Origin of the sequence: Pedobacter steynii (assembly GCF_001721645.1) — a bacterium.
Lineage (GTDB): Bacteria > Bacteroidota > Bacteroidia > Sphingobacteriales > Sphingobacteriaceae > Pedobacter > Pedobacter steynii_A.
Genome location: NZ_CP017141.1, coordinates 6542573 through 6565610, shown reverse-complemented (window position 1 = coordinate 6565610; position 23038 = coordinate 6542573). Strand labels below are relative to the sequence as shown.

20 protein-coding genes are annotated in these 23038 nt (G+C 42.2%); 12 read left to right on the top strand and 8 right to left on the bottom strand.

Annotated elements, in window-relative coordinates:
- From BFS30_RS27270 to BFS30_RS27245, 6 genes are all read left to right on the top strand, one after another.
- Positions 1 to 1596 (top strand): amidohydrolase family protein, encoded by a 1596-nt coding sequence (locus tag BFS30_RS27270; protein WP_069382190.1) that lies wholly within the window; start codon positions 1 to 3, stop codon positions 1594 to 1596.
- 48 nt (positions 1597 to 1644) lie between these two features.
- Complete coding sequence (locus BFS30_RS27265) at positions 1645 to 2211, top strand: RNA polymerase sigma-70 factor (protein WP_069382189.1); 567 nt, start codon at positions 1645 to 1647, stop codon at positions 2209 to 2211.
- Between the two features lie 69 nt (positions 2212 to 2280).
- A complete protein-coding gene (locus tag BFS30_RS27260) occupies positions 2281 to 3243 on the top strand; it encodes a FecR family protein (RefSeq protein ID WP_069382188.1) in 963 nt (320 codons plus the stop codon).
- 118 nt (positions 3244 to 3361) lie between these two features.
- The gene (locus BFS30_RS27255; protein WP_069382187.1) at positions 3362 to 6898 is read left to right on the top strand and encodes a SusC/RagA family TonB-linked outer membrane protein; all 3537 of its coding nucleotides are present in this window, start codon (positions 3362 to 3364) and stop codon (positions 6896 to 6898) included.
- A 39-nt stretch (positions 6899 to 6937) separates the two neighbouring features.
- Entirely contained in the window at positions 6938 to 8719 is a 1782-nt protein-coding gene (locus tag BFS30_RS27250) for a RagB/SusD family nutrient uptake outer membrane protein (protein WP_069382707.1), read from the top strand.
- Positions 8720 to 8753: 34 nt separating this feature from the next.
- Positions 8754 to 9596, top strand: a complete 843-nt coding sequence (locus BFS30_RS27245) for an endonuclease/exonuclease/phosphatase family protein (RefSeq protein ID WP_069382186.1) — start codon at positions 8754 to 8756, stop codon at positions 9594 to 9596.
- A 68-nt stretch (positions 9597 to 9664) separates the two neighbouring features.
- On the opposite strand, the gene BFS30_RS27240 is transcribed toward BFS30_RS27245, so the two are convergent.
- Both BFS30_RS27240 and BFS30_RS27235 read right to left on the bottom strand, forming a co-directional pair.
- A complete protein-coding gene (locus tag BFS30_RS27240; protein WP_083252266.1) occupies positions 9665 to 9958 on the bottom strand; it encodes a barstar family protein in 294 nt (97 codons plus the stop codon).
- A 100-nt stretch (positions 9959 to 10058) separates the two neighbouring features.
- A complete protein-coding gene (locus BFS30_RS27235; RefSeq protein ID WP_208603016.1) occupies positions 10059 to 10577 on the bottom strand; it encodes a hypothetical protein in 519 nt (172 codons plus the stop codon).
- Between the two features lie 175 nt (positions 10578 to 10752).
- Here BFS30_RS27235 and BFS30_RS27230 point away from each other — a divergent pair, with 175 nt between their 5' ends.
- Complete coding sequence (locus tag BFS30_RS27230) at positions 10753 to 12222, top strand: rhomboid family intramembrane serine protease (protein WP_069382184.1); 1470 nt, start codon at positions 10753 to 10755, stop codon at positions 12220 to 12222.
- Positions 12223 to 12228: 6 nt separating this feature from the next.
- Here the strand turns inward: BFS30_RS27230 and BFS30_RS27225 are convergent, their stop codons facing one another.
- Positions 12229 to 13035 carry a DUF72 domain-containing protein gene (locus BFS30_RS27225; protein WP_237028679.1) on the bottom strand — a complete coding sequence of 269 codons (807 nt, stop codon included), beginning with the start codon at positions 13033 to 13035 and terminating at the stop codon, positions 12229 to 12231.
- A 51-nt stretch (positions 13036 to 13086) separates the two neighbouring features.
- Between BFS30_RS27225 and BFS30_RS27220 the strand changes: the two genes are divergently transcribed.
- A complete protein-coding gene (locus tag BFS30_RS27220) occupies positions 13087 to 14004 on the top strand; it encodes a bestrophin family protein (RefSeq protein WP_069382704.1) in 918 nt (305 codons plus the stop codon).
- 20 nt (positions 14005 to 14024) lie between these two features.
- On the top strand, positions 14025 to 14897 hold the full coding sequence (locus tag BFS30_RS27215; RefSeq protein WP_069382183.1) for a hypothetical protein: 873 nt from the start codon (positions 14025 to 14027) through the stop codon (positions 14895 to 14897).
- A 92-nt stretch (positions 14898 to 14989) separates the two neighbouring features.
- Here the strand turns inward: BFS30_RS27215 and BFS30_RS27210 are convergent, their stop codons facing one another.
- Positions 14990 to 15664 (bottom strand): hypothetical protein, encoded by a 675-nt coding sequence (locus tag BFS30_RS27210; RefSeq protein ID WP_069382182.1) that lies wholly within the window; start codon positions 15662 to 15664, stop codon positions 14990 to 14992.
- Between the two features lie 288 nt (positions 15665 to 15952).
- Here BFS30_RS27210 and BFS30_RS27205 point away from each other — a divergent pair, with 288 nt between their 5' ends.
- Positions 15953 to 16501 (top strand): TerD family protein, encoded by a 549-nt coding sequence (locus BFS30_RS27205; protein WP_069382181.1) that lies wholly within the window; start codon positions 15953 to 15955, stop codon positions 16499 to 16501.
- Between the two features lie 69 nt (positions 16502 to 16570).
- Here BFS30_RS27205 and BFS30_RS27200 read toward each other — a convergent pair whose 3' ends face one another.
- From BFS30_RS27200 to BFS30_RS27190, 3 genes are all read right to left on the bottom strand, one after another.
- Positions 16571 to 18052 (bottom strand): XAC2610-related protein, encoded by a 1482-nt coding sequence (locus tag BFS30_RS27200; protein ID WP_069382180.1) that lies wholly within the window; start codon positions 18050 to 18052, stop codon positions 16571 to 16573.
- A gap of 106 nt (positions 18053 to 18158) precedes the next feature.
- Positions 18159 to 18413, bottom strand: coding sequence for a hypothetical protein (locus BFS30_RS27195; RefSeq protein WP_069382179.1), 255 nt, complete (start codon positions 18411 to 18413; stop codon positions 18159 to 18161).
- 35 nt (positions 18414 to 18448) lie between these two features.
- A complete protein-coding gene (locus tag BFS30_RS27190; RefSeq protein ID WP_083252265.1) occupies positions 18449 to 18889 on the bottom strand; it encodes a VOC family protein in 441 nt (146 codons plus the stop codon).
- A 155-nt stretch (positions 18890 to 19044) separates the two neighbouring features.
- Here BFS30_RS27190 and BFS30_RS27185 point away from each other — a divergent pair, with 155 nt between their 5' ends.
- A complete protein-coding gene (locus BFS30_RS27185) occupies positions 19045 to 19701 on the top strand; it encodes a VOC family protein (RefSeq protein WP_069382177.1) in 657 nt (218 codons plus the stop codon).
- A 3-nt stretch (positions 19702 to 19704) separates the two neighbouring features.
- Here BFS30_RS27185 and BFS30_RS27180 read toward each other — a convergent pair whose 3' ends face one another.
- The gene (locus BFS30_RS27180; RefSeq protein WP_069382176.1) at positions 19705 to 21027 is read right to left on the bottom strand and encodes a sensor histidine kinase; all 1323 of its coding nucleotides are present in this window, start codon (positions 21025 to 21027) and stop codon (positions 19705 to 19707) included.
- A gap of 118 nt (positions 21028 to 21145) precedes the next feature.
- Here BFS30_RS27180 and BFS30_RS27175 point away from each other — a divergent pair, with 118 nt between their 5' ends.
- Positions 21146 to 23038 carry a PAS domain-containing sensor histidine kinase gene (locus BFS30_RS27175; RefSeq protein ID WP_083252264.1) on the top strand — a complete coding sequence of 631 codons (1893 nt, stop codon included), beginning with the start codon at positions 21146 to 21148 and terminating at the stop codon, positions 23036 to 23038.

The following is a 23038-nucleotide window of genomic DNA, read 5'->3' as shown; positions in this document are numbered from 1 at the left end:
ATGAAAACAGGTGTTAAATGGATGTCATTATCGTTTTTTATCCTCCTTCAGCTTCATGTTTTCGGACAGCCACAAAAGGCAGCTCCGAGAAAAGAGGGAGATGGGCCATGGTCTCAGCTGATCATTCGTGGGGTAACCCTGATCAATAGTACAGGAGCTCCTGCAATGGGGCCGGTAGATATTGTGGTGGAGGGGAACAGGATTGTATCCGTACGCGGTGTCGGGTCTCCCGGACTGCCGATAGATCCAGCCAGAAGACCTAAACTGAAAGCCGGAGGTAAGGAGTTACAGGCAGAGGGGATGTACCTGATGCCTGGCTTTATTGACATGCATGCCCATATTGGTGGTGCCGAAAAAGGGTCTGATGCAGATTACGTTTTTAAATTGTGGATGGCCCATGGGGTAACGACCATCCGGGAACCAGGTTCTATGAATGGGCTGGACTGGGTGCTGGAAGAGAAGCAGAAAAGCGCAAAAAATGAGATTACTGCACCCAGAATACTGGCCTATACTGTATTTGGACAAGGAAGCAAGACCAGCATCTCCACTGCTGCCGAAGCCAGGGCCTGGACCCGTGAAAATGCAAAAAAAGGAGCGGATGGAATTAAGTTCTTCGGGGCCTCTCCGGAGGTGATGTCTGCGGCCCTTGATGAGAACAAAAAATTAGGGTTAAGGTCTATGGCGCATCATGCACAAACCGATGTTGGGCGTTGGAATGCCCTGAACAGTGCAAGGGCGGGAATGACCTCCCTGGAGCATTGGTATGGTTTACCCGAGTCCATGTTTACAGACCGTACCGTGCAGGATTACTCTCCGGACTACAATTATCAGAATGAGCAGGATCGTTTCGGCGAGGCCGGAACGCTATGGAAACAGGCTGCTGCCCCTTTTTCAGATCGATGGAAACAGGTGATTCAGGAACTGGTGAGCCTGGATTTTACCTTAGATCCGACTTTCAATATTTATGAGGCCAACCGCGACCTCATGCGGGCAAGAACAGTGGAATGGCATGCAGACTATACCATGCCTAAATTATGGGAGTTTTATAGCCCAAGCTGGAACTCCCATGGTTCCTACTGGCATTCCTGGGGAACGGAGCAGGAGAACAACTGGAAAAATAATTACCGGTTGTGGATGGCCTTTATCAATGAATATAAAAACAAAGGGGGAAGGGTAACCGTGGGTACTGATGCCGGATTTATATACGAGTTGTTTGGCTTTGCTTATGTCAGAGAAATGGAGTTACTGAGAGAAGCCGGTTTTCATCCTTTGGAAATTATAAAAGCTGCAACGATGAACGGGGCCCAGGCCCTTGGACTGGAGAAAGATCTCGGAAGTGTAGAGGTTGGCAAGCTTGCTGACTTTGTGATCGTAGAGGAAAATCCTCTGAAAAACCTGCAGGTCCTGTACGGAACCGGAGCCATTAAACTGAATGCTAAAAATGAAGCTGTCAGGGTTGGCGGGGTGAAGTATACCATTAAAGACGGGATTGTGTATGATGCGAAAAAACTGCTTCAGGAAGTCAAAGAAATGGTCGCCCGGGAGAAAGCAAAGACCGGTTATATTTTGCGCCAGCCTGGTGTACACGAGCATTGATAGGCATAACTTAACATCTTGTTTATATTGGTTTTCTACTTTTGGGATATGCTTCAAGGTAGTGGAAATAATGAGGAACTTGTCCGGCAGTTAAAATTGGGCAATGAGGTTGCTTATGACCTTTTGTACGAACAATACTGGAAAAGACTCTATATCCATGTCCTTAGCCGGGTAAAAGATGAAGACGCTGCCAAGGATATTGTGCAGAATGTTTTTATCAGCATCTGGGAGCGAAAAGATGCTTTAGAGATCCATACTTCTCTGGATCAGTTTTTATTCGGAGCGGTAAAATTGAAAGTGTTGAATTATTTCAGAGCCGAAAAAATGGAAGAACGGGTGATGGAATATACCCTGCAAAAACTGGAGCGGGCTAGCGTTTCTATTCATGAGCTGTCTGATTATTATGACCTTGAAAAACTGATAGAAACTGAAATAAGGGAACTTCCTGAAAAGATGCGGCATGCCTATCTTATGAGAAATGCCCATTTATCTACCTCAGAAATTGCTGAAAAATTAAACCTTGCCGAGCAAACCGTTTCCAATCACGTTTCTGAAGCTATGCGAAGGTTGCGGAAAAAGTTAGGAGATAAATTTCCGGAGCGTATGATTAGTTAACATAAGTTTAATGATTTCTAAAAGTAGTTTTCTGGTTTTGCCGGTACTTGTTATAAAAGTAGAGCCAGGTTGGAACCAGATCAGTTTAAAAAATTATTAGCACGTTATATTGACGGAGCAGCAAATGAGGAAGAACAAAAACTCATAGAAGCCTGGTATCATTCCTATGATAAGGAAGATGAAGCAGAACCATTTTCCAGCGCTGTTGAAGAAGAGCAGGTCAGACAGGAGATGAAGAGCGCGATCCAGGCTCATAGAAACCCTCCGCTGATCAAAAAAATATCACTCCGGCAATTTTACAGATATGCAGCTGTATTGGCGATTGCCCTTTCTGCTTTTTTCCTTGGGAAACCTTTTCTTAAGAAATCGGCCAAACCTGGTTTAGCACAGGATTTTAAACTTGTGGAAACCGGTGCAGGAGCGTACAAGAAAGTCATTCTGGAAGATTCTACTATTATACATATGAATCCCGGAACACGGTTGAGGATTCCTTTATCATTTGCAAAATCAGCAGAAAGAACCGTTTATCTGGATCAGGGACTTGCATTTTTTGAAGTCACAAAAGACCCTCAACACCCCTTCACTGTATATAGCGGACAGGTGAGGACGCTGGTGCTGGGAACGAAGTTCAGCCTAAACAGGCAGATTGCAGCCCTTACCGAAGTTAGTGTAAGTGAAGGAAAGGTCAGGGTGAGCCATGGTGAAGACCGGCTGGACGACCTGATTCCCGGGAAGCGGCTTCGTTACAATTCAGAAAATAAACAATGGAAAGTCGGTGATTTTGCAACCCGGGAGCACCAGACCTGGTTCCAGAATGTCATTAACCTGAATCATGCTTCATTTGATGAACTGGCAAAGATCATACGGATTAATTATGGTGTAAAAATACGCAGCGGGAATAAACAGACCGCCGGTTATGTCTATAATTTACAGATCAGGTCAAGCCGTTCCTTAACAGAAACATTGAAAATAATCTGTTCCGTTCATCAGAATAAATATAGGAGGATAAAGAATGAAATAGTGATTTACTAACCCATAAAAAACCGGATCTGAAGCAGATCCGGAGCGATAAATTCAACAGCAAGTAGTTTGAGACCCTCGGTCTGTTGGATCTTAAAAAAATCTTATTTATCAATAATGTATCAAATATATGAAAAAACATTTACTGCTATTGCAGAAAATTATGCGTTATACCCTTCTCATTTATTGCTCTATTATTGGCTGCTCGCAGGTACTATTTGCAGAAAGTACCAACGGACAAGCCCTGGATAAAAGAATTGACATTTCTTTTAAAAGAGAGAACCTGCTTCAGGTAATTGAACAATTGCGGATAAAGAGCGGAGTCGACTTTGCCTATGATCCGGCTTACCTTAACCTTAGGAAGATCAAAATTGAAGAAATGGATTTTGATCAGAAGAAAGTGGGAGCTATCCTGAGTTCCATTTTACGGGAAACCGATATTACCTTTAGAGAGGAGGTGCCGGGAATGATCACACTTCTTCGTAATCAGGAACCCGGTAAAATCAGTGGTAAGGTGGTCGATGAAAGCGGCGGGCCCCTGCCCGGCGCAACCATTAAGATTATGGAGTTAAATGCGGTGGTACAAAGCAATGTCAACGGGAGTTATACGGTCAGCGCTGCGCCCGGGGTTTATACCCTGACCATAAGTTATATTTCTTATGGTACTGTTACCCAAACCAAGGTAAATGTAAAAGCCGGAGAGACCACTACGCTGAATGTTTCCATGACAGCTCAGCCCGGAACATTGAATGAGGTTCTTGTGGTAGGTTATGGTACTCAGAAAAGGGAAAACCTAACCGGGGCTGTGGACCAGGTCACCTCAAAGATGCTGGAAAACCGGGCAGTTCCGAATCTTGCCCAAGGTTTACAAGGCATGATCCCGAATTTGAACCTGAACATTGGAGATGGAAAACCGATTCAATCCCCGGCTTATAACATCAGGGGAACAACCTCTATCGGACAGGGTGGGAATGCCCTGGTCCTCATTGATGGGGTAGAAGGAGATCCTTCCAGGATCAACCCAAATGATATTGCCAATGTTACTGTTCTTAAGGATGCTGCTTCTGCCGCTATTTATGGGGCGAGAGGTTCATTTGGGGTGGTTTTAATCACGACTAAAAGTCCGGCGAAAGAAAGGACTTCCATTAGTTATACCATTTCGCAATCGATCAAGAAACCGACTACTGTGCCTGATTATGTAACCGATGGTTACACTTTTGCCAGTATGTTTAACGATGCCTGGTCTGCCTGGAATGACTATTCACAAACACCCCAGAACATCAATAAAACGGTAAAATTTTCTCCGGCATATCTGGAAGAATTGAAACGCAGGTCTATGGACCCGAGTTTACCGAAATACGAAATCAACAGTAATGGGGAGTATGTATACTACGACAGTACGGATTGGTATGGTCAGTTGTATAAGGATCACAACAACGCCACAGATCAGAATATTTCCCTGTCCGGTGGAAGTGGAAAAACAGATTTTTACGTTTCAGGGCGTTCCTTTACACAATCGGGTTTATTCCGGTATAATTCCGACGATTATCAGTCGTATAATGTAAGGGCTAAGGGCTCGGTTGAATTGTATCCCTGGTTAAAGGTTTACAACAATGCAGATTACTCTGCTGTAAAGTACCACAATCCGGTGAATGTGGGTGAGGGTGGTGGAATCTGGAGAAATATTGCCGATGAAGGGCATAACGTTGCTCCTATGTTTAATCCGGATGGGACCCTAACCTATTCCGCAGCTTATACCGTAGGAGATTTCTATTATGGCAAGAACGGCATTGATATGGACAAAAAGGTGTTCCGGAATACGACTGGCTTCAGCAGTAATTTCTTCGACAATAAGTTCCGGGTAAAAGGAGATTTTACCATTCAGAATACCAATAATAATGAAAGCAGAAAGCGCGTTCCCGTTCCTTATAGCAGAAAACCCGGAGTGATTGAGTATGTAGGGACGAACTACAATGACCTGCAGAACCTATACCGGACTACACAATACCTGGCTACCAACGTCTATGGAGAATATGAACCTGATTTTGGAAAGGACCATTACGTAAAAGTTCTGGCCGGATACAATTATGAGCAATCCACCTATAAACGCCTGGAAACGGTAAGGAATGGTCTGATTTTCGAAGATGCCAAAGACATCAGCCTTGCGCTGGGACAGTCCATCACGACCGACGGAGGATATGATCAATGGGCTATTGTAGGTGGTTTTTACCGTTTAAATTATGCTTTTAAAGACCGTTATCTCGTTGAGTTTAACGGACGTTATGATGGTTCATCAAAGTTTCCGGCAAATCAGCGCTATGCCTTTTTTCCATCGGTTTCTGCCGGATGGAGACTGAGTAAGGAGCCTTTCTGGAAAGTAAATCCGAATGCCATCACCGATGTAAAAATCAGGGCTTCTTATGGTTCTTTGGGCAATGGTAATATCGGTTCCTATGCTTTTATGGAGAAATTCATGATCTCTCAGTCGGACCGGGTATTAAATGGCGTACGTCCTCAACAGACGAACCAGCCGGGAGTGATACCAGATGGTCTGACCTGGGAAACTTCTACCACCCAAAACCTCGGACTGGACATTGCTTTTCTGAATAACCGTTTAAATTTTAGCGGAGATGCTTATATCCGTAAAACCACGGATATGTTCACTTTAGGTATGACCCTTCCGGCTGTATTTGGGATCGGCGTTCCTAAGGGAAACTATGCGGATTTAAAGACCAAAGGATGGGAAGCCAGCGTTTCCTGGAATGATAAATTTGACCTCGATGCTAAACCGTTTAATTATTCCCTGCGTTTAACCCTGTCTGATTATACCGCCAAGATTCTCAAATTCAATAACGTGGAGAAAAGGTTTGGCGATAACAACAGCTATTATGCCGGGCAAACGGTAGGCGAGATCTGGGGATTTGTAACTGATGGTTATTATACCGCAGAAAATATCGCCAGTTCACCCAATCAGGTATTGTATAAATCATCCAATACCGGGAAAATACTTCCCGGCGACATCAGGTTTGCTGACCTGAACGGAGATGGAGTGATCAATAACGGAAGCAATACGGTAAATGATCCCGGAGACCGGAAGATTATCGGAAATTCCACACCCCGCTATACCTATGGGATTTCTCTTGGCGCGGACTGGAGTGGCTTTTTCTTCAGCACTTTTTTCCAGGGTGTAGGTAAGATGGATTGGTATCCGGGTTCTGAAAACGGAACTTTCTGGGGACAATACAACCGTCCGTATAATAAAGTTCCGAAATCTCAGCTTGGCAATATCTGGACTCCCGAGAATCCGGATGCTTATTTCCCGAGATACAGGGGCTATATCGCCCAGAATGGATCGGCAACGCTGACGCAGGTGCAAACGAAATACCTTCAGAATGCAGCCTATATCAGAATGAAAAATCTGCAGATTGGTTACAATGTACCACCTGCCTTTATAAAAAGAATAGGACTGAGCAACCTGAAAGTTTTCTTTACCGGAGAAAACCTTTGGTCCTGGTCTCCTTTATATAAAATCACCAGAGATCTGGATGTCGAGAATATCGGCAAGTCAGACCGGGTATTAGAAACAGATCCTGATAAGAGTTCGGGTAATGGAAACAATTACCCGATCCTGAAAAGTTTCAGTTTAGGTTTATCTGCAACATTCTAACCGGACAGGAAAATGAGTAATATTTTAAAAAATACAGATATGAAAAAAATCATATTGTGGCTTTTTACCATCGGAATTCTATTTTCCGGATGTAAAAAATTAGATCAGCTGCCACAGGATACCGCAACCAATGCTGCAGTTTTTGGAAATGAAAAAGGCCTGGAACTGTACGCCAATTCATTTTATAAGCTTTTGCCCAGGGCGTCGGATGCCCATAAAGGAGATGCCATGTCTGATTATGGCGCGCGCAGTCAGGCGCCTAACTTCCTGATACCAGGTGCTTTTGGTTCAAGACAAAGTGATGGATGGAAATGGGATAACCTGAGAAACATTAACTATTTTCTGGAGAACAACCATGACCCTAAAGTACCTGCTGCTGTGAGGATACAATACACGGCGTTGGCAAGATTCTTCAGGGCTTATTTTTATTATGATAAAGTAAGGCGTTTCGGGGATGTACCCTGGATCAACAAAACTTTTAAAGTAGACGATCCGGACCTTTATAAAGGAAGAGATTCCCGTAGCCTGGTCATGGATTCTGTATTGGCAGATTTGAATTATGCCTGTGAGCACATTGCGAAAACAACAGATAATTCACGTTCATTAATTACTAAATATGTGGCGCTCGGCTTTAAGTCCAGGATCTGCCTGTATGAAGGGACATACCGTAAATACCACACCGAAGCCGCATTAACAGGAAGTGCTGAGCGCTGGTTAAAAGAAGCCGTAGATGCTGCACAGCAGGTGATGACTAAAGGTGGTTTCTCACTGAATACTGCCGGAGGAACAGATATGGCTTATAGGAACCTCTTCATCAGTACGGCTCCGGTGGCTACTGAGGTGATGCTTGCCTCGGTAACAGATGCTAATCTTGCGGTTTATAACGATGCCAACTGGTGGTGGACAAGTGCCACTTATGGCTCCAGGATCAGCTTCACAAGAATGTTTATCAATACCTATTTAAATATTGATGGTACACCTTTTACCGACCGGGCCGGTTATCAGACGCTTCCGTTTAAGGATGAGGTAAAAGGAAGGGATAAGCGTTTACAGCAAACCATCAGAATGGGAAGTTACAAGCGCTTAAACGGTGGGACACCTGAGGCAGCTCCTCCGATATTCTCCTATACTTATACCGGTTATCAGCCTATTAAATGGGTACTTGATGAAACCGGTTATGATGGGGGGGAAAAGAATATCAACTCTATTTCTTTAATGCGGTATGCCGAAATATTATTAAACTATGCAGAAGCAAAAGCCGAATTAGGCGGGTTTAGCGATGCCGACTGGGCAACAACAATAGGAGCATTACGCCAGAGGGCAGGAATTACCGGAGGAACAACAGCTAAACCAATCTCTGCCGATCCTTACCTGAAGGCCAATTATTTTCCTGATATTTCTGATGCGGTACTTTTGGAAATCCGCAGGGAACGCGGTATTGAGTTGTCGTTGGAAGGTCTTCGTTTTGACGATATTGTGAGGTGGAAAAGAGGTGTATTAATGACCAAAGTCTGGAATGGGTTTTATGTTCCGGCATTGAATGTACCAATGGACCTGAATGAAGATGGAGTAATGGATGTCTGCTTTTATCAGGTCATGCCGGAGACAAAAGTACCAGGGGTAACTTATGTCAATGTTGCGGCAAAGATTAACGGACAGGATAACCCTCAGCGATTATCAAATGATACTTATGGAGAGTTGACCTGGCTGACTACCGCCCCACGTATTTTTGAACAAAGACATTATGTTTATCCGATTCCGGAAGCAGATGTGGTATTTAATACCAACCTTAAACAACACCCGGACTGGATCGGGTTTTAACGGATCCTGTTAACATTTTAAGAGATTATACTTTATGAAACTAAGACACTTTATATTTACCGGATTGCTGAGCGGAATCAGCATGATTGCTTCTGCTCAGAAACTAACTGTTGGCTCCTTTAACCTGCGTTATGACAATGCCGGGGATGAAGGCAACAGATGGACAAACAGAGGACCGATAGCAGCCAACCTGGTCCGTTTTCATCAATACGATGTTTTTGGTACCCAGGAGGGGTTGAAAAACCAGATTGCCGATCTGGACAGTTTACTGCCTGAATTTACACACTATGGTCTTGGCCGGGATGACGGCAAGGATGCTGGTGAACATTCTGCTATTTTCTACCGCAGGGACAAATTTAAGCTATTAAATAAAGGTGACTTCTGGTTGTCGGAAACCCCGGATAAACCAGGCTTAGGCTGGGATGCCACCTGCTGCAACAGGATTTGCAGCTGGGTGCATCTTGAAGAGCTGAAAAGCGGAAAGAAGTTTTATTTTTTTAATGCGCATTTTGACCATCAGGGAAAAATTGCCAGGGTAGAGAGTGGAAAACTGATGCTGAAGAAAATCAAAGAAATTGCCGGAAGCAGTCCGGCTATTTTTACCGGGGACCTGAATGGCGGACAAAAAAGTCAATGGTATCTGACCCTGGCTAATTCCGGCCTGCTAAGAGATACCTACACACAGGTGAAATATCCTTATGTCAACAATTCTTCTTTTAATTCCTGGGGCAGGGACGTAGGAGGATATGAAATTATTGATCACGTGTTTGTAAGTAAAGGAATCACTGCAAAAAGATGGGGAATATTAACGGATACCTATCACGGTAAATTCGTTTCTGATCATTTTCCCATTCTGGTAGATATCAACCTGAAATAATTATCGGAATGAATGAAACAAAGGGCTTTTCTATATAACAGAAAAGCCCTTTGTTTTTCACTGATCTCTTATTCTATGGTAGAAAATTCAATATGATCGTGTTCCCGGATGATCCTGACCAGTTTACCGGATAGCTTTTTACCCAGGTCCAGCTGACTCTTTGAAAAATCTTTCCAGATGAGTTTTATTGGTTCTTTATATTCGTGGACTCCAAAACCGCCTTCCAGCAGGTCACTGAATGCATCAAGGTTATGTCCGGTTTGCCAGTCCAGGTTTTTGCTCAGGACTTTATCTGTTTCTGTATAAAATGTTTCTAATTCTGAAAAATTCTCCCCGTTGATAATGATTGTTTTCTTACCCATTGTGATAATGATACTGTTAGACTGAATTCAATTGTTTTCTTTTGGAAATACATCACGGTTTAACAAATTGAAATAAGAAAAAGTTTTACGACGGAGTCTTTTATTCCGCCGGACTCGCATACATGTACCAGTTCCATTCCCAGGTTTTCCCACGGTCAACAGAAAAAGCCTGGCTCCATACCGGACGGTTGGGATCAGTCTTGTCCCATTGAAATAAAACCAGAACTTTCTGACCATTAAAGGTATCCCATGCATAAAACTTTCCGATATTGCCATCAAAGGAACCGATCTGCGGAGGGTCAAAAGCAACCACAGTACTATCGGCCCAGTAAATACTCCATAACCTGGTTTGCGGATTAAACAACCGAACGGCGATACCTTCAAAAGGGCCGCTCTCCAGTTCAGCGATGAACCGGTTTATATTTCCAAAACCTTTCAATAAGGGACCAGCCTCTTCTGTTGAATCAAATTCCATCCATTCCTGGCAATCGGCCAGTCTGATTTTTAGTTTCCTGTTTCTAATGTTCCACTTTCTGAAGTAAAAATCAAAATCACTTGCGGAAGAAGAAGGAGAGTGGCTAATGATCAGCTCATCGTTTTCATTTATTTTAAGTTGCATATCCAGTTGTTTATTTGAGTATCTGGTGTAAAATAAATACACGCCACTGACAACCCTATGGCAGTGTCATTGAATTACATAAAACTTATCTTCTGATGGGGCATTGCTTTTCCTAAATAAAAGATCAATCTTTGGCCGGATAAATATTTAGGAAGTATTCAGGAAGAAAAGAACAATGGCAATAGGATTTACCCCAAGATATAAAGAAGAAATTCCCTTAAAAGGAGAGACTAGACATTCATTTCTGGTTCATGCCATTGAAACGATTGATAAATTAGGTTGGAGGATTGTCCAGCTTAGTGAATCTGGAGTTGTCGCCTATACAGATAAAGGTGCCTTTTCCTGGAATGCGGAGTTGAAAGTGCTGATAGAAGAAGAAGAGGTAGGTATCGAAAGTACTTCTGTTGGAAATGAAGTGATGGATTGGGGTAGAAACAAGAAAAATGTACGACAGTTTTTAGCTGCTTATCAGGAGTTGGAGCCTCTTTCTGAAGAAGAGCTTTCCACCAAATACGAAGCCTTGAAAGTTAGTTTCGTTCCTCCTGAAGACGACATTTTGAGAATTCCCCCGCCTACAGCTGCAGAAAATTTGAAAGAGTTCCTGTATATTTTCAGACCTGTGAAAGGCTATATAGTGACGCCGGTCTTCATGTACCTGAACATGCTGATTTTTATCCTGATGGCCATTTCAGGAGTCAATGTCTTTGAGCCTTCAGCAGAGAGTTTACTCAGCTGGGGGGCTAATTTCCGTCCTTTAACTTTAGAAGGTCAGCCCTGGAGATTGCTAACGAATTGCTTTTTACATATAGGAGTCCTGCATTTGCTGATGAACATGTATGCGCTGGTGTATATAGGTGTCCTTCTGGAGCCTCATTTGGGTAAAATCAGATTTATATCTGCCTATCTGTTAGCCGGTATTACCGCCAGTGTTGCCAGTTTATGGTGGAATGACCTGACGATCAGTGCAGGTGCTTCCGGTGCAATTTTTGGAATGTACGGCGTATTTCTGGCCATGCTGACGACAAATCTGATCGAGAAAGATACCAGGAAAGCTCTGTTGACCAGTATTGCTGTTTTTGTGATTTTTAACCTTCTAACCGGTGTTCGTGGCGGAATAGATAATGCAGCCCATATTGGCGGACTTCTGGGAGGGATCATTATTGGGTATGCCTTTGTTCCCAGTCTTAAAAAGGAAGGCCAGCTGAATTTGAAATTTGGAACCATTGCTTTGCTGGTCTTTTTTGTTTTGAGTACTTCATTTGTGGTTTATAAAAAGATGCCAAATGATTACGGTGTTTACGATCAGAAAATTGCCCGCTTTACCGCACTGGAGACTAAAGCGCTGGAAGTCTATAAATTGCCAAAAGATGCGCCAAAAGAGCAGCTGCTGAAAGGGCTCAAAGAAGATGGCATCGTCAACTGGCATAAAAGTCTGGCGATCATTAATGAACTGGATAAATTAAACCTTCCGGAAGTATTTCATCAGCGGAATGTCCTGCTTAAGAAATACTGTGAGCTGAGAATTAAAAGCTACGACCTGGCTTATAAAGCCATTGCTGAAAATACAGAAAAGTATAAAGACGAAATGGTGGGTTATAACGTAGCCATACAAAATCTGTTAAATGAGCTCACTGCTCAGAAATAACCGGAATTAAAAGCCCTGAACGGAAATCTGGCTAAGGTAGCTGTTCAGGGTTTGGAGGTTCCCCAGTGCATCTCCGATTGTATTGTTGAAATAAGTATATACTGTTTTCCCTTCCTCGTTCCAGTCCTTTATATAACCTGCATATTCTTTTAAAAACTCATCGGTATAACTGCCTTTATAATCGCCCTCCGGGCCATGAAAACGAAGGTATACAAAATCCTGTTGTTGTTCCGTCAAAGGACTTGCAGAACCCGGTTTGTCATGAATTACGATTGCGGCACCGTATTGTTCCATTAACTCGTAGGTGCTTTCCTGATACCAGGAAGGGTGACGAAATTCCAGGGCTATTTTCCATTGTTGCTGCGGATCGCTTAAGCTGACATGCTGCATCAGCTGTGTCAATTGCCTCAGACTGCTATTCCTGATACTGGCCGGAAACTGAATCAGCAGGCAGCCTTTCTTGTTACCTGCCTGTTCTGCACTTTTCATAAACCGATATACCGCCTCCGGATCAAAGGCCAGGTCTTTATGATGGGTAATTTCTCTCCAAAGCTTAAAGGTGAACCTGAAGTTTTCAGGGACACTATCCGACCATTTTTGTACGGTGGAAGGCATTGGGATTTTATAGAAAGAGCTGTTGATTTCTATGCTGTTGAATAGTGTTCCATAATAGGTTAACCTGCTCTTATCCTGGAATTCTGCCGGGTAGTATTCCTTATTGGGAAAGGGGAGTAACAGGCCGCTGGTTCCTGAGAAGTAGCGATTATGATCCGGGGTTTCTATTGCTGTCATACTTGTATAACAGTTAATCATGAGATTGGGTTTTAAAGAGATGGTTTGCGATAAATGTTTAATTTTGTCCATATGATCCAAAGGAAAAACGAACATTGGTTTAGCATGCTTTTTATATGGAGAGGCTCAGTTTTACCGCAGTTGTTACCCCGTTTATTGATGCTGTTTCTGATTTCAGCTGGAATTGTCTTCCTTAAAGGAACCTTTTTTCATTTCAAGATTCCCCTGAGCCCGGCGCCTTTTACTCTTTTTGGAATTGCATTGGCTTTATTTCTCGGCTTCCGGAATAATGCCAGTTATGACCGTTTCTGGGAGGCGCGTAAACTTTGGGGTGCGCTATTAAACGATACCCGCTCGCTGGCAAGACAAGCGATTACCTTTAGCGGTTATCACCGTGACGGGAAAGAGGTGGATACCTTCCTGAAATACCTGATTGCTTTTACCTATGCTTTAAAACATCAGCTGAGGGGAACCGATGCTACTGAGGATCTTCGGGAAAGACTGGACCCTGTACTGGCTAAAAGGTTAAGTACGGCAATTTACAAGCCCATTATACTGATGAAAGAAATGGGGATCTGGGTACAGCAAGCAAGAGAAAACGGGAAAATAGATACCATTCTTCAGCGGGCTTTTGATGAGAACCTGAACAAGTTATCGGATATTGTAGGAGGTTGTGAGCGGATTGCTTCCACACCGATTCCCTATACTTATCATATCCTGCTGCACCGTACAGTTTATATTTATTGTTTTCTATTGCCATTTGGTTTTGTCGACAGCCTCAGCTGGCTGACTCCGTTCATTGTTATTTTTATTGCCTATACCTTTGTGGCGCTGGAAGCGATTGCAGATGAAATAGAAGAGCCTTTTGGAACAGCACCCAATGACCTGGCCTTAAACGCCATGACGGAAATGATTGAAACTACCTTATTGGAAATGGGAGGGAAGCACATTCCTGATTATGGAAAAAAGAATGCTGATATCCTTGATTAGTTATTAAAACAGACCCACGCATGAAAAGATATTTATCCCTGTTATTGATTGTTTTTCCTTTTCTGGCAGTGTGTCAGGACGTTTTCAAAGGAGGATCAAAAGAGAAATTTGAGGAGTCAAGAAAGAAAATAGAGAGTGGAATCACCGAGCAGGAAAAAAACAAACTGGAGATTGCCATGAGGGTATTGGCCCTTTCTGTTATTTATGAAAGAGGAAATCAGCCGGTAAACAAAAAGAAACCCTTCGATGAGGTGGTGAGAAAAAGGATCAATGGTAAATCCCTGCCGGAAGTTTTTAGCCTTGCCGAAAGCTTTGTAAAAGCAGATCATCAGCGAAAGATTGATAAAAAGGAAGCCGAGGTAAAGGTTGAGGAGCTTAAAAGGCAGAAAACCGATCAGCTGAAATCGAAATTAAATGTGCTGGAAGCCAGGCCGGTAAAAGCAGATCTGCTGAATGGGCAGTTGGTGATTTATTGTGCCTTTACCAATAAAAGTGACCAGCCAATCAGCAATTATACCACAGTAATCGCGTATTCTTCTACTGAAGATGAGAATGATGGCTGGAGCTGCAGTAAGGGCTATGAAGGTACAGAAGTACTTGCGCCTCAGGAGACCAAAATCTTTAGTTGCAGTTATCCCTTCGAGACGGCCAAAAGAAATTCCACTGCTATAAAATGGGATAAAATGACTTTCCCTATTACAGATTTTGCTGCTTATCATATGTTGATGGACTGTTATACAGAAAAGCTGGTGTTAAATGGTACTAGTTATGCTTTAGGGAGCAATGAATTTACCAAAGAAGCTGCGCGTGCATTGATGAAAAGCAAAGATGAACTTGAAAAGCTAAAGGCCGAAGGGGTCAGTCTTGACGACTTTATGATCCTGAAGAAATAGAAATCTGAAAGGGAATCAGATCAGCATCGGAACATTTTAAGTCTGTTCCGATACTGAATAGTGCTGAGTTCGTTCAGCGGAAGTGTAAAAGTTTACGCTTCGGTAACGATAGTACTCGATTTTATTTTTAGATTTTTGAATTGATATTCAGAAATGATGTGTTTCTTCTCACTGATCTGAGTAAATTCAAATAGATGTTCTTCTTGTAGTGAAAGGTAAGCCTCTTTGGCTTTAAGGTAGGAGCAACGGTATAATTCTCCACCATTTTGTAGCTTTCCGCTTTTTTCATGCTGATAAGCTGCTTTGTATTCACTTAGCTTTTCCTGAAATATGCGCTCTACTCTTCCCAATGTGGCAGTTTTTGCGCTGAATAATAGCTCCCAGTCGTCATAGCCACCATCTCTTGCGGTAGTTAAATTTAAAGTCAGTGTTTTGCTTTTTCCTTCATTAGAGGAACCGATTTTTATTAAACCTCCTCTTTTTGATCCGGAGATGTAGATATAACCGGGTTTTAGTTCTCTTAAAGCAGCAGCAATTTTAGTCGTATCGCATTGTGGACAAAAGCCTCCGATAGTTTTTAAGGTATGCGTGTCATCTTCACTGCATGCGGCAGTATTACAGGCGATTACCTTGTCCGCTTCAGTCATACTTTTCTGTAGATTTTCTGATGTGTCTTCCCCCTCGGCATCGAACAATAGTTCTGATGAGATCTTGTGCTTCTTTAGAAAGGTTTCCTGTTCCTTCGTTAATAGGTGCTTAATTGTCATTTCCAAAATTAGTCATATTAATTGGCTTTAAATTGATTTAGCTCAATAGGGTTTTATTTGAAAAATTAATTGTGTTTTTGTGTTTTGATTATCTTCCGCTAATACCCTGCGTAATTCTGGCTTAAGCCTGTTAAGTGAAACGTAAGCAGGGCTAAAACCAATATCTCATTGATATGGAGAAAGATGGTCTCTGCCTAACAGAATTGTTATAAATTATTTTAATCCGGTGTTGTTTATGTAAAATAATGTCCTAATATTTGAGAATAAAGCAAAAAATAAATCAATACTATGGCTATTAACTTACAAAAAGGACAGCGGGAAAATATAAATGCCCCAAAATTCACTATTGGACTTGGATGGGATACGAACAGTTCAACCGGACATGATTTTGATTTGGACGCCTCAGTTTTTATGCTTGGTGAAGATAAACGACTGGTTTCAGATTCGCATTTTATCTTTTATAACAATTTGAATTCTCCTGATGGAGCAGTGGAACATGCTGGTGATAACCTTACCGGTGAAGGGGATGGGGACGATGAAAGTATAAAAGTTGACCTTACTAAGGTTGATGCCAAAGTTTCGGAGCTTTGTATTGTGGTAACGATACATGAAGCAGCTACCCGTAAACAAAATTTTGGTCAGGTGAGAAACTCATTTGTTAGAATTATTGACAACAATGGCGTTGAAATCATGAAATATGAGCTGGAAGAAGATTTTTCTATCGAGACAGCAGTAGAATTTGGAAGAATTTACCGCAGAAATGGAGAATGGAAATTCGAGGCAGTGGGTGTTGGTATGAATGGTGGATTGCAGGATTACCTGAATAAATATCAGTAAACAGACTGAAAGGAAATGCAAGGGCTGTCCGGTTTTTCAGGACAGCCTTTTTTGTTAAAGCTTTAATCCTCAACGTGGAGAGGAGAATGCTTCTTCGTCTTTCAGAATACGGGTCTTTTTCCTCATCTTGCCCTTAATCATTTTGTGATGTGTTTCCTCTATCTGATTTTCGTCCAGATACCGGATTTCATAATATTCTACCTGGATTAGCTGACGATTGATCCACTTGTATTTTTCTGAGCCATAGTTTCCCGCTCCGTTGCGCCAGGCAGCGGAAATGGATTTGGTTTTTACATTGATCTCCGGTTGTGAGAGGTCAGATAGTTTTGCATGATAGTCAAATCGCTTTGTTTTTGGGTTGTACAGATAATAGTTGTTTCCATAGTTGGGCCCTGCACCTCCAGAATGTGAATAGATTTGTAAATCCGGATAACCATCAAAATTAACATCTACCGGATGAATAATCTGGGCGGTATCTTTTACCAGTCCTGGATCTTTAATGACCTGAACCAGCTTATTGTTGGAATATATCCGGATGCCTGAAATTGATCCGGAAGCATCAGGGAAAGAATTTTCTTCAGGGTTTGAGCTGTATTTTATATGAAGTCGCAGGCCGTTAATGGTTTGTGATTTTGTCTTTCCAATCCATAAATCACTGATATAGATTCTTCCTTTACTAACCTTACCATCAGTTGAGACGTGTTCGCCCCAGTACCATTCTTCTGTTTCTTTTGTAACGGCAATAAAATCACCGGCCTGGAGTTCTTTAAATTGCGGACGTTCCAGGGGGCCGGTATAAAACTTAACATTGGCCGGGAGGTAGAGAAATGACTGATAGGCTTTGGCTTCTTTCAGCTTAAACGTTGTAAAATCCTGTTTATAGCTGAGGTATTTTGTTGCAGTTTTATAACCGGAGTCTCCTAGTGGATAACTGTAATAAGTGCTGGAATCTACTTTTACAGAATCGGAGATCAGTTCAAATTTCTTTGATTTGAGAATAAAGAGATCAGAATCTGAATAGAAGGTACTATCACTTAATTTATAACGGTAGCTGTCGTCGGCAGAGTAGCGGTCAAAATTTTGGTTCCATATAAACCCATCGTTGAAGGAGGGACGGCCGGCATTCCAGTAATTCCTTTTCTGTCCGACGTAGATTTCCATTCCTACAAATTTCCTGGGCAATGAATCACTATAGGTAAGGTTAAAATGTTCCGGAGTGTATTGGGCCAGCCAGACCATCTGAAGGGTATAAAATTCCTTATTGCCGGGATTTTTTTTATTGATGATCAGGACATAGTTTAGTCCATTGCTGCTATCGACAAGGTTTTTATACTGGTAGTTATAAAAGGTTTTGATGTTGAAAGTCCGGTCAGTATTTTGCTGATTGTAGGGAGAGAAATAATTATTTAAGAAAGCAGCATCGGTCCGGTAATCAATTTTGTAAATGCCGGTCTTTACCTGAGCCTTTAAGGAAGAATTTAGGAGAAAAGGGAATAGAAATAAGACAATTTTGAGGATAAACAGCGGCAAAGTAAATTTAAGACGGAACATAAACAAAGAAGGAATGAAGTTTAAATTAAAGAACTACAAAGATCATCATAATTGAACAATTACGAAGTTTTTGATCAGAGTTCTTTAATTTTTACCCGACGGGAAGTTATTTCTTCTTGTCACCCTCCTTACCATTTTTAGGTGCGATACCTTTATCTGCATTTAAGGTGTATGAAGATTCAGCCGCATCAAAAGCCTGCTTTAATATTTCTGTATCCGGTTGCTCGTGTCCTTCAGGCTGGTCAAAATTCTCATCAAATCCATTGGAATGGATGTCTTTCTGACTCTGTTGATCTTCTGCTTCTGAATTCAGTGCGTCATCTAAAGGAACGTTATCCTCTGCGTTTTCTGGAATAGCCATAATGTATTATTTTCTATCAATAACAGTCTCCTGCTTTATTTGTTTGAGGGATACGAGTGAAATACCAGTAGAAAGCCATCAGGATCCCTGACATATAGTGCCTTGTAACCATAAGAGGTAACAGATGGCTCCTGTACCTCAATCCCACTCGAAGACAGATAAGTGTAAACTTTATCCAGTTCCTTGCAGCCAAAATAGATAGACATATCGTGGCGATCCAGCCAGGCGTTTGCTGTAACTGGCTTCGGACAGCTTTTTTCCCCTCTGGGTTCCAACATCAGTTCAATTCCGTTTAATCTGAGCAATGCCCATTGGAAATCATCCTGTCGGTCGGGTTTATCCGAAGTTTCTACCACATCGAAACCCAGCACATCGCGGTAAAAGCGAACTGAGGCCGGCATATTAAAAACTGATAGTAAAGGGGCGGAGCCCTGAAGATGAATTGGCTTAGCTGAAGTATTCGTGTTTGACATCATATTCTCCTTATCTCTTAGCAATCTTGGTGAGCTTAAGTTAGTTGAATATTTATAAATTACGAAATAGAGAAATCAAATTTGCCATACTACCTGTTTATGACATTGCTACCATGAAATATGCCTAATTTAGTCGCTGAGGAATAAAACAAAGGAATATGAAAATTAAGGAATTACATTTGCTGACCAATAACCTGACAGAAACTGTTCAGTTTTATACTCAGGTTATTGCTGCGGTGCTTACTGAAGAGAAAGAAGAGGAAGTCTCTTTGTTACTAGGAGAAACCAAGATCGTTTTTCAGCTCTCCACAGAAGAAAATCCGATATACCACCTTGCTTTTGATATCCCCAAAAATAAGCTGGAGGAAGCTTATCATTGGTTAAAGCAGAAAATCAACTTGTTGCCCGTAACTGACGAGACCGAAATCTCTGATTTTGAATTGTGGAACGCGAAGTCTTTTTATTTCTATGATAACAATGAAAACCTGTTGGAATTGATTTGTAGGTATGATCTTGACAATCAGTCTGAGCATGCTTTTGACGGCTCATCTATTCTTCATGTCAGTGAAATCGGACTGGTTTCCGATGATGTTCCTTTTTTAGCCGAAACCCTGATGACCAAATACGGACTGGAAGTTTATTCAAAACAACCTGCACAAGATAATTTTACGGCACTTGGAGATGAAGAGGGCCTGTTCATCATTGTGAATCAAGACCGGAACTGGTTTCCCACAGAGAAAAAAGCCAGGTTATTCCCGACTAAAATAATTTTCAATACCGGTATGAGCGAAGATCAGGAGCTCAGCATTTCCTAAGGATTAAAACGCCTCCTCATCAAGGGGAATTGAGATGTAAAAGGTGGTTCCAATGCCTACCTGACTTTCATACCATATCTTTCCGCCCTGGGCCTGTGTGTATTCCCTGCACAGGAACAGACCAAGTCCGATGCCTTTTTCATTCGCCGTTCCATAGGTAGACTGTGCTTTCAAAGAAAAGATCTCTGCTTTATTCTCTTTTGGGATCCCATTTCCGTTATCCTGGACTTTAATCAGGCAGTTTTTTGCAGATTTGCTGACCGTAAGTTGAATAAGTCCTTCTTCAGGAGTAAATTTAATGGCATTACCGATGATGTTTCTGACAATCAGCTGCAGCATATGTATGTCAGACATTACCGCCATGGAAGGATCAATCTGATGGGTAAGCTTAATTTTTTTCTCCTTAGCTGCCATTATCTGGATATTGATGACTGGTTGGAGTGCCCGGCTTAAATTGTTTAGTTCCATATTTACCCTACCGTCGTTTAGCTGGGCTTTAGACCAGGAAAGCATGTTGTCCAGCATTTCCTGGGTACCGGTCACTGCATTGGTCAGCTTTTTTTCCATCATTTCCTTTTCTTCTTCAGTCAGGATATCCATCTTGAACAACTCCATATAACTTTGGATGGAAGCCAGAGGGGAGCGCAAGTCATGTGAAATGATGGAGAAGAATTTTGTTTTTTCATGGTTCATCCTTTCCAGCATCAATGCCTTCGCCTCGGCAGATCTTTTTTCCCTGTAATAGGCCGTCTTGAGGTAATATAAACCGATAAATATGACAAAGATATTAATGGTATATGTGGAGGCCATATCAATGAACATGGCAGACTGGCCGCTATAGGCGCTTTGAATATATTGTGGGTGATTGTACTCAAAAAGCAGCAGGCCAAGGCCTGTGGCTAAAGACAGGAGTGTCCATAAACCATATTGTTTCCTGGGTGAGATGATCATAATCAGGAAAAAGGCAAGGGTGAAGGAGAGTAATGAAGGGCCCCTGATTCCCGCATTAAAGAAATAGTTACTGCCTAACATCAATAACACCATCACCGACGAAATGATAATGCTGAATTTGAGTTGTTTTCTATAGCGTGCAAGGTAATAAGTGAAGCAAAAAGTAAATAACAGCAGCGAAAATATCAGTGTCCCTATTTTTAATCCCGTATAGTAGCTGAAAGGGACATTATATCCGACAATAATGATCGCAATGACACAGATAGAATTGAATACCTGATTCTCCAATTTGAAATGTCCCGGAGGACCAATGAGAAAATAGATCGTCCTTTTAAAAAGGTTACTGAATTGCGTCTTGCCGAATGGTAGTAACATGGTGTAAAAATAGGCAAAGTATTGTAGAAAAGAATTCAGCTGAGAGTTAATGATGTAGAAAATACCCGCATTTTGGCGTAAATGGTATGAGTCTTGTAAGCTATACCACTTATAAGATATGAAAGATAGAACTTTACCCACACCTGAACTTTTAAGCGCTTACGAAACTGTACCAGGTATGTACCTTGTTCTTTCAGCTGAGCTTATCATCCTTACTGCCAGCGATTCTTATTTAAAAGCAAAGGCGCTGAACCGCGCCGAAATCACCGGGAGATTTATTTTTGATGTTTTTCCTCCCGATCCCGCAGTTCCTTATGAACTTGGATTTGCAGCTTCCCTACAGGAAGTACTCAGCACAGGAAAACCACATCAATTGCCTTTAATACGACAGGAATTGCCCGATTCGGGCAACAAAACCCATAACAGGCAGCGGTATATGGACATCACCCATACCCCTTTTGCAGATGAGGAGGGAGAGGTTCAGTATATTGTTCAGCATAGTTTTGACGTCACTGACCTGGTTCGAGCAAAAAAGGGAGTGGAACAACGTGAAAAAGAGTTATGGGCGAGTGAGAAGCATCTCGGCTTTCTTTTAAATGCGATGCCTCAGCAGGTCTGGACGGCTACAGCTGAGGGCGTTATCAACTATGTGAACCAGATCTGCTGTTTTGATTTTGGTAAAAATGCAGCCGAACTTAAAGAACTGGGCTGGGAGAGTTTTGTACACCCTGAAGATCTTCCAGGTTGTGTGAAAGCCTGGAAAAAAGCATTGCAAACCCAGGTGGAGTATATGGTAGAATTTCGTCTGCTGATGTGGGACGGAGCGTATAAATGGTTTCTAGGCAAAGCGATCCCGTTGATTGAAAATGGGACCTTAAGGTTATGGATGGGAACGAACACCAATATCGATCTTCAAAAAAGTAATGAACAGAAAAAGGACGAATTTCTTTCTATCGCCAGTCATGAGCTTAAAACTCCGCTGACCACCATCAAGGCTTTCAATCAGCTGATGAAAAAGACGAACGACATGGGGAAGCTACAAGGTTTTGTGGAGAAATCTGCCGCCAATATCTTTCGATTGGAAAAGCTCATCAGCGACCTCCTGGATGTAACCAAGATTAATGCCGGTAAGATGACTTATTCTATGACTGAGTTTGATTTCGGTCAGATGCTGGAGGAAAGTGTAGAAAGTGTCCAGTATATTTCTCCTGACCATGAGCTGGTGCTGCAGGAAAAGGTGGAAGTGAACTATACAGGAGACCGTTTTAGAATTGAACAGGTATTGAATAATTTTCTAAGCAATGCGGTCAAATATTCGCCGGGTGGAGGTAAGGTGCTGATCAACAGTCGGCTTCAGCAGGGCAACGTGATGGTCTCTGTACAGGACTTTGGAATTGGAATTGCCAGCAATGACTTGCAACGCCTGTTTGAACGTTATTACCGTGTAGACAATTCTGCGCTGAGGTTTGAAGGACTTGGCCTGGGGTTATTTATTTCCTCAGAGATATTAAAACGTCATCAGGGGAGCTTTTGGCTGGAAAGCAGGCTGGGAGAAGGTTCTACCTTTTATTTCAGGCTTCCGCTTTCCAAAACAAGATCTTCAAAGCCGATTATTCAAAAGCCCCTTTATTATAAAGATGATCATATTACGATCGCTTATCATCAGGAGCACAGACGTCTGGATGTAGACTGGACCGGCTTTCAGAGCTTTGAATCCGTACAACATGGTGGAATGAAGCTGCTGGAGATGCTGAAGGACAACCAATGCAGCAAAATCCTGAACGACAACAGGAATGTTTTGGGCACCTGGTCTGAAGCGGCCGAATGGACAGGAGAGGTCTGGTTTCCAATGATTGAAAAAGCAGGGTTGAAGTATTTTGCCTGGATCTATTCGCCAAGTATGTTCAGTCGGCTGTCGGCGAAAAAAAGTGTAGACATTGCCGTTGGGAATGTCGTTACACAGTTTTTTACCGATCCGGATTTCGCTGAAGACTGGCTGAACAGCAAATAA

Coding starts and splice junctions, on each gene's coding strand:
- BFS30_RS27250 (WP_069382707.1), top strand. CDS start 6,938: ATGAAAAAAATCATATTGTGGCTTTTTACCATCGGAATTCTATTTTCC.
- BFS30_RS27180 (WP_069382176.1), bottom strand. CDS start 21,027: ATGTTACTACCATTCGGCAAGACGCAATTCAGTAACCTTTTTAAAAGG.
- BFS30_RS27195 (WP_069382179.1), bottom strand. CDS start 18,413: ATGGCTATTCCAGAAAACGCAGAGGATAACGTTCCTTTAGATGACGCA.
- BFS30_RS27270 (WP_069382190.1), top strand. CDS start 1: ATGAAAACAGGTGTTAAATGGATGTCATTATCGTTTTTTATCCTCCTT.
- BFS30_RS27235 (WP_208603016.1), bottom strand. CDS start 10,577: ATGCAACTTAAAATAAATGAAAACGATGAGCTGATCATTAGCCACTCT.
- BFS30_RS27175 (WP_083252264.1), top strand. CDS start 21,146: ATGAAAGATAGAACTTTACCCACACCTGAACTTTTAAGCGCTTACGAA.
- BFS30_RS27215 (WP_069382183.1), top strand. CDS start 14,025: ATGAAAAGATATTTATCCCTGTTATTGATTGTTTTTCCTTTTCTGGCA.
- BFS30_RS27185 (WP_069382177.1), top strand. CDS start 19,045: ATGAAAATTAAGGAATTACATTTGCTGACCAATAACCTGACAGAAACT.
- BFS30_RS27230 (WP_069382184.1), top strand. CDS start 10,753: ATGGCAATAGGATTTACCCCAAGATATAAAGAAGAAATTCCCTTAAAA.
- BFS30_RS27210 (WP_069382182.1), bottom strand. CDS start 15,664: ATGACAATTAAGCACCTATTAACGAAGGAACAGGAAACCTTTCTAAAG.
- BFS30_RS27265 (WP_069382189.1), top strand. CDS start 1,645: ATGCTTCAAGGTAGTGGAAATAATGAGGAACTTGTCCGGCAGTTAAAA.
- BFS30_RS27255 (WP_069382187.1), top strand. CDS start 3,362: ATGAAAAAACATTTACTGCTATTGCAGAAAATTATGCGTTATACCCTT.
- BFS30_RS27240 (WP_083252266.1), bottom strand. CDS start 9,958: ATGGGTAAGAAAACAATCATTATCAACGGGGAGAATTTTTCAGAATTA.
- BFS30_RS27200 (WP_069382180.1), bottom strand. CDS start 18,052: ATGTTCCGTCTTAAATTTACTTTGCCGCTGTTTATCCTCAAAATTGTC.
- BFS30_RS27205 (WP_069382181.1), top strand. CDS start 15,953: ATGGCTATTAACTTACAAAAAGGACAGCGGGAAAATATAAATGCCCCA.
- BFS30_RS27245 (WP_069382186.1), top strand. CDS start 8,754: ATGAAACTAAGACACTTTATATTTACCGGATTGCTGAGCGGAATCAGC.
- BFS30_RS27225 (WP_237028679.1), bottom strand. CDS start 13,035: ATGATTAACTGTTATACAAGTATGACAGCAATAGAAACCCCGGATCAT.
- BFS30_RS27190 (WP_083252265.1), bottom strand. CDS start 18,889: ATGATGTCAAACACGAATACTTCAGCTAAGCCAATTCATCTTCAGGGC.
- BFS30_RS27220 (WP_069382704.1), top strand. CDS start 13,087: ATGATCCAAAGGAAAAACGAACATTGGTTTAGCATGCTTTTTATATGG.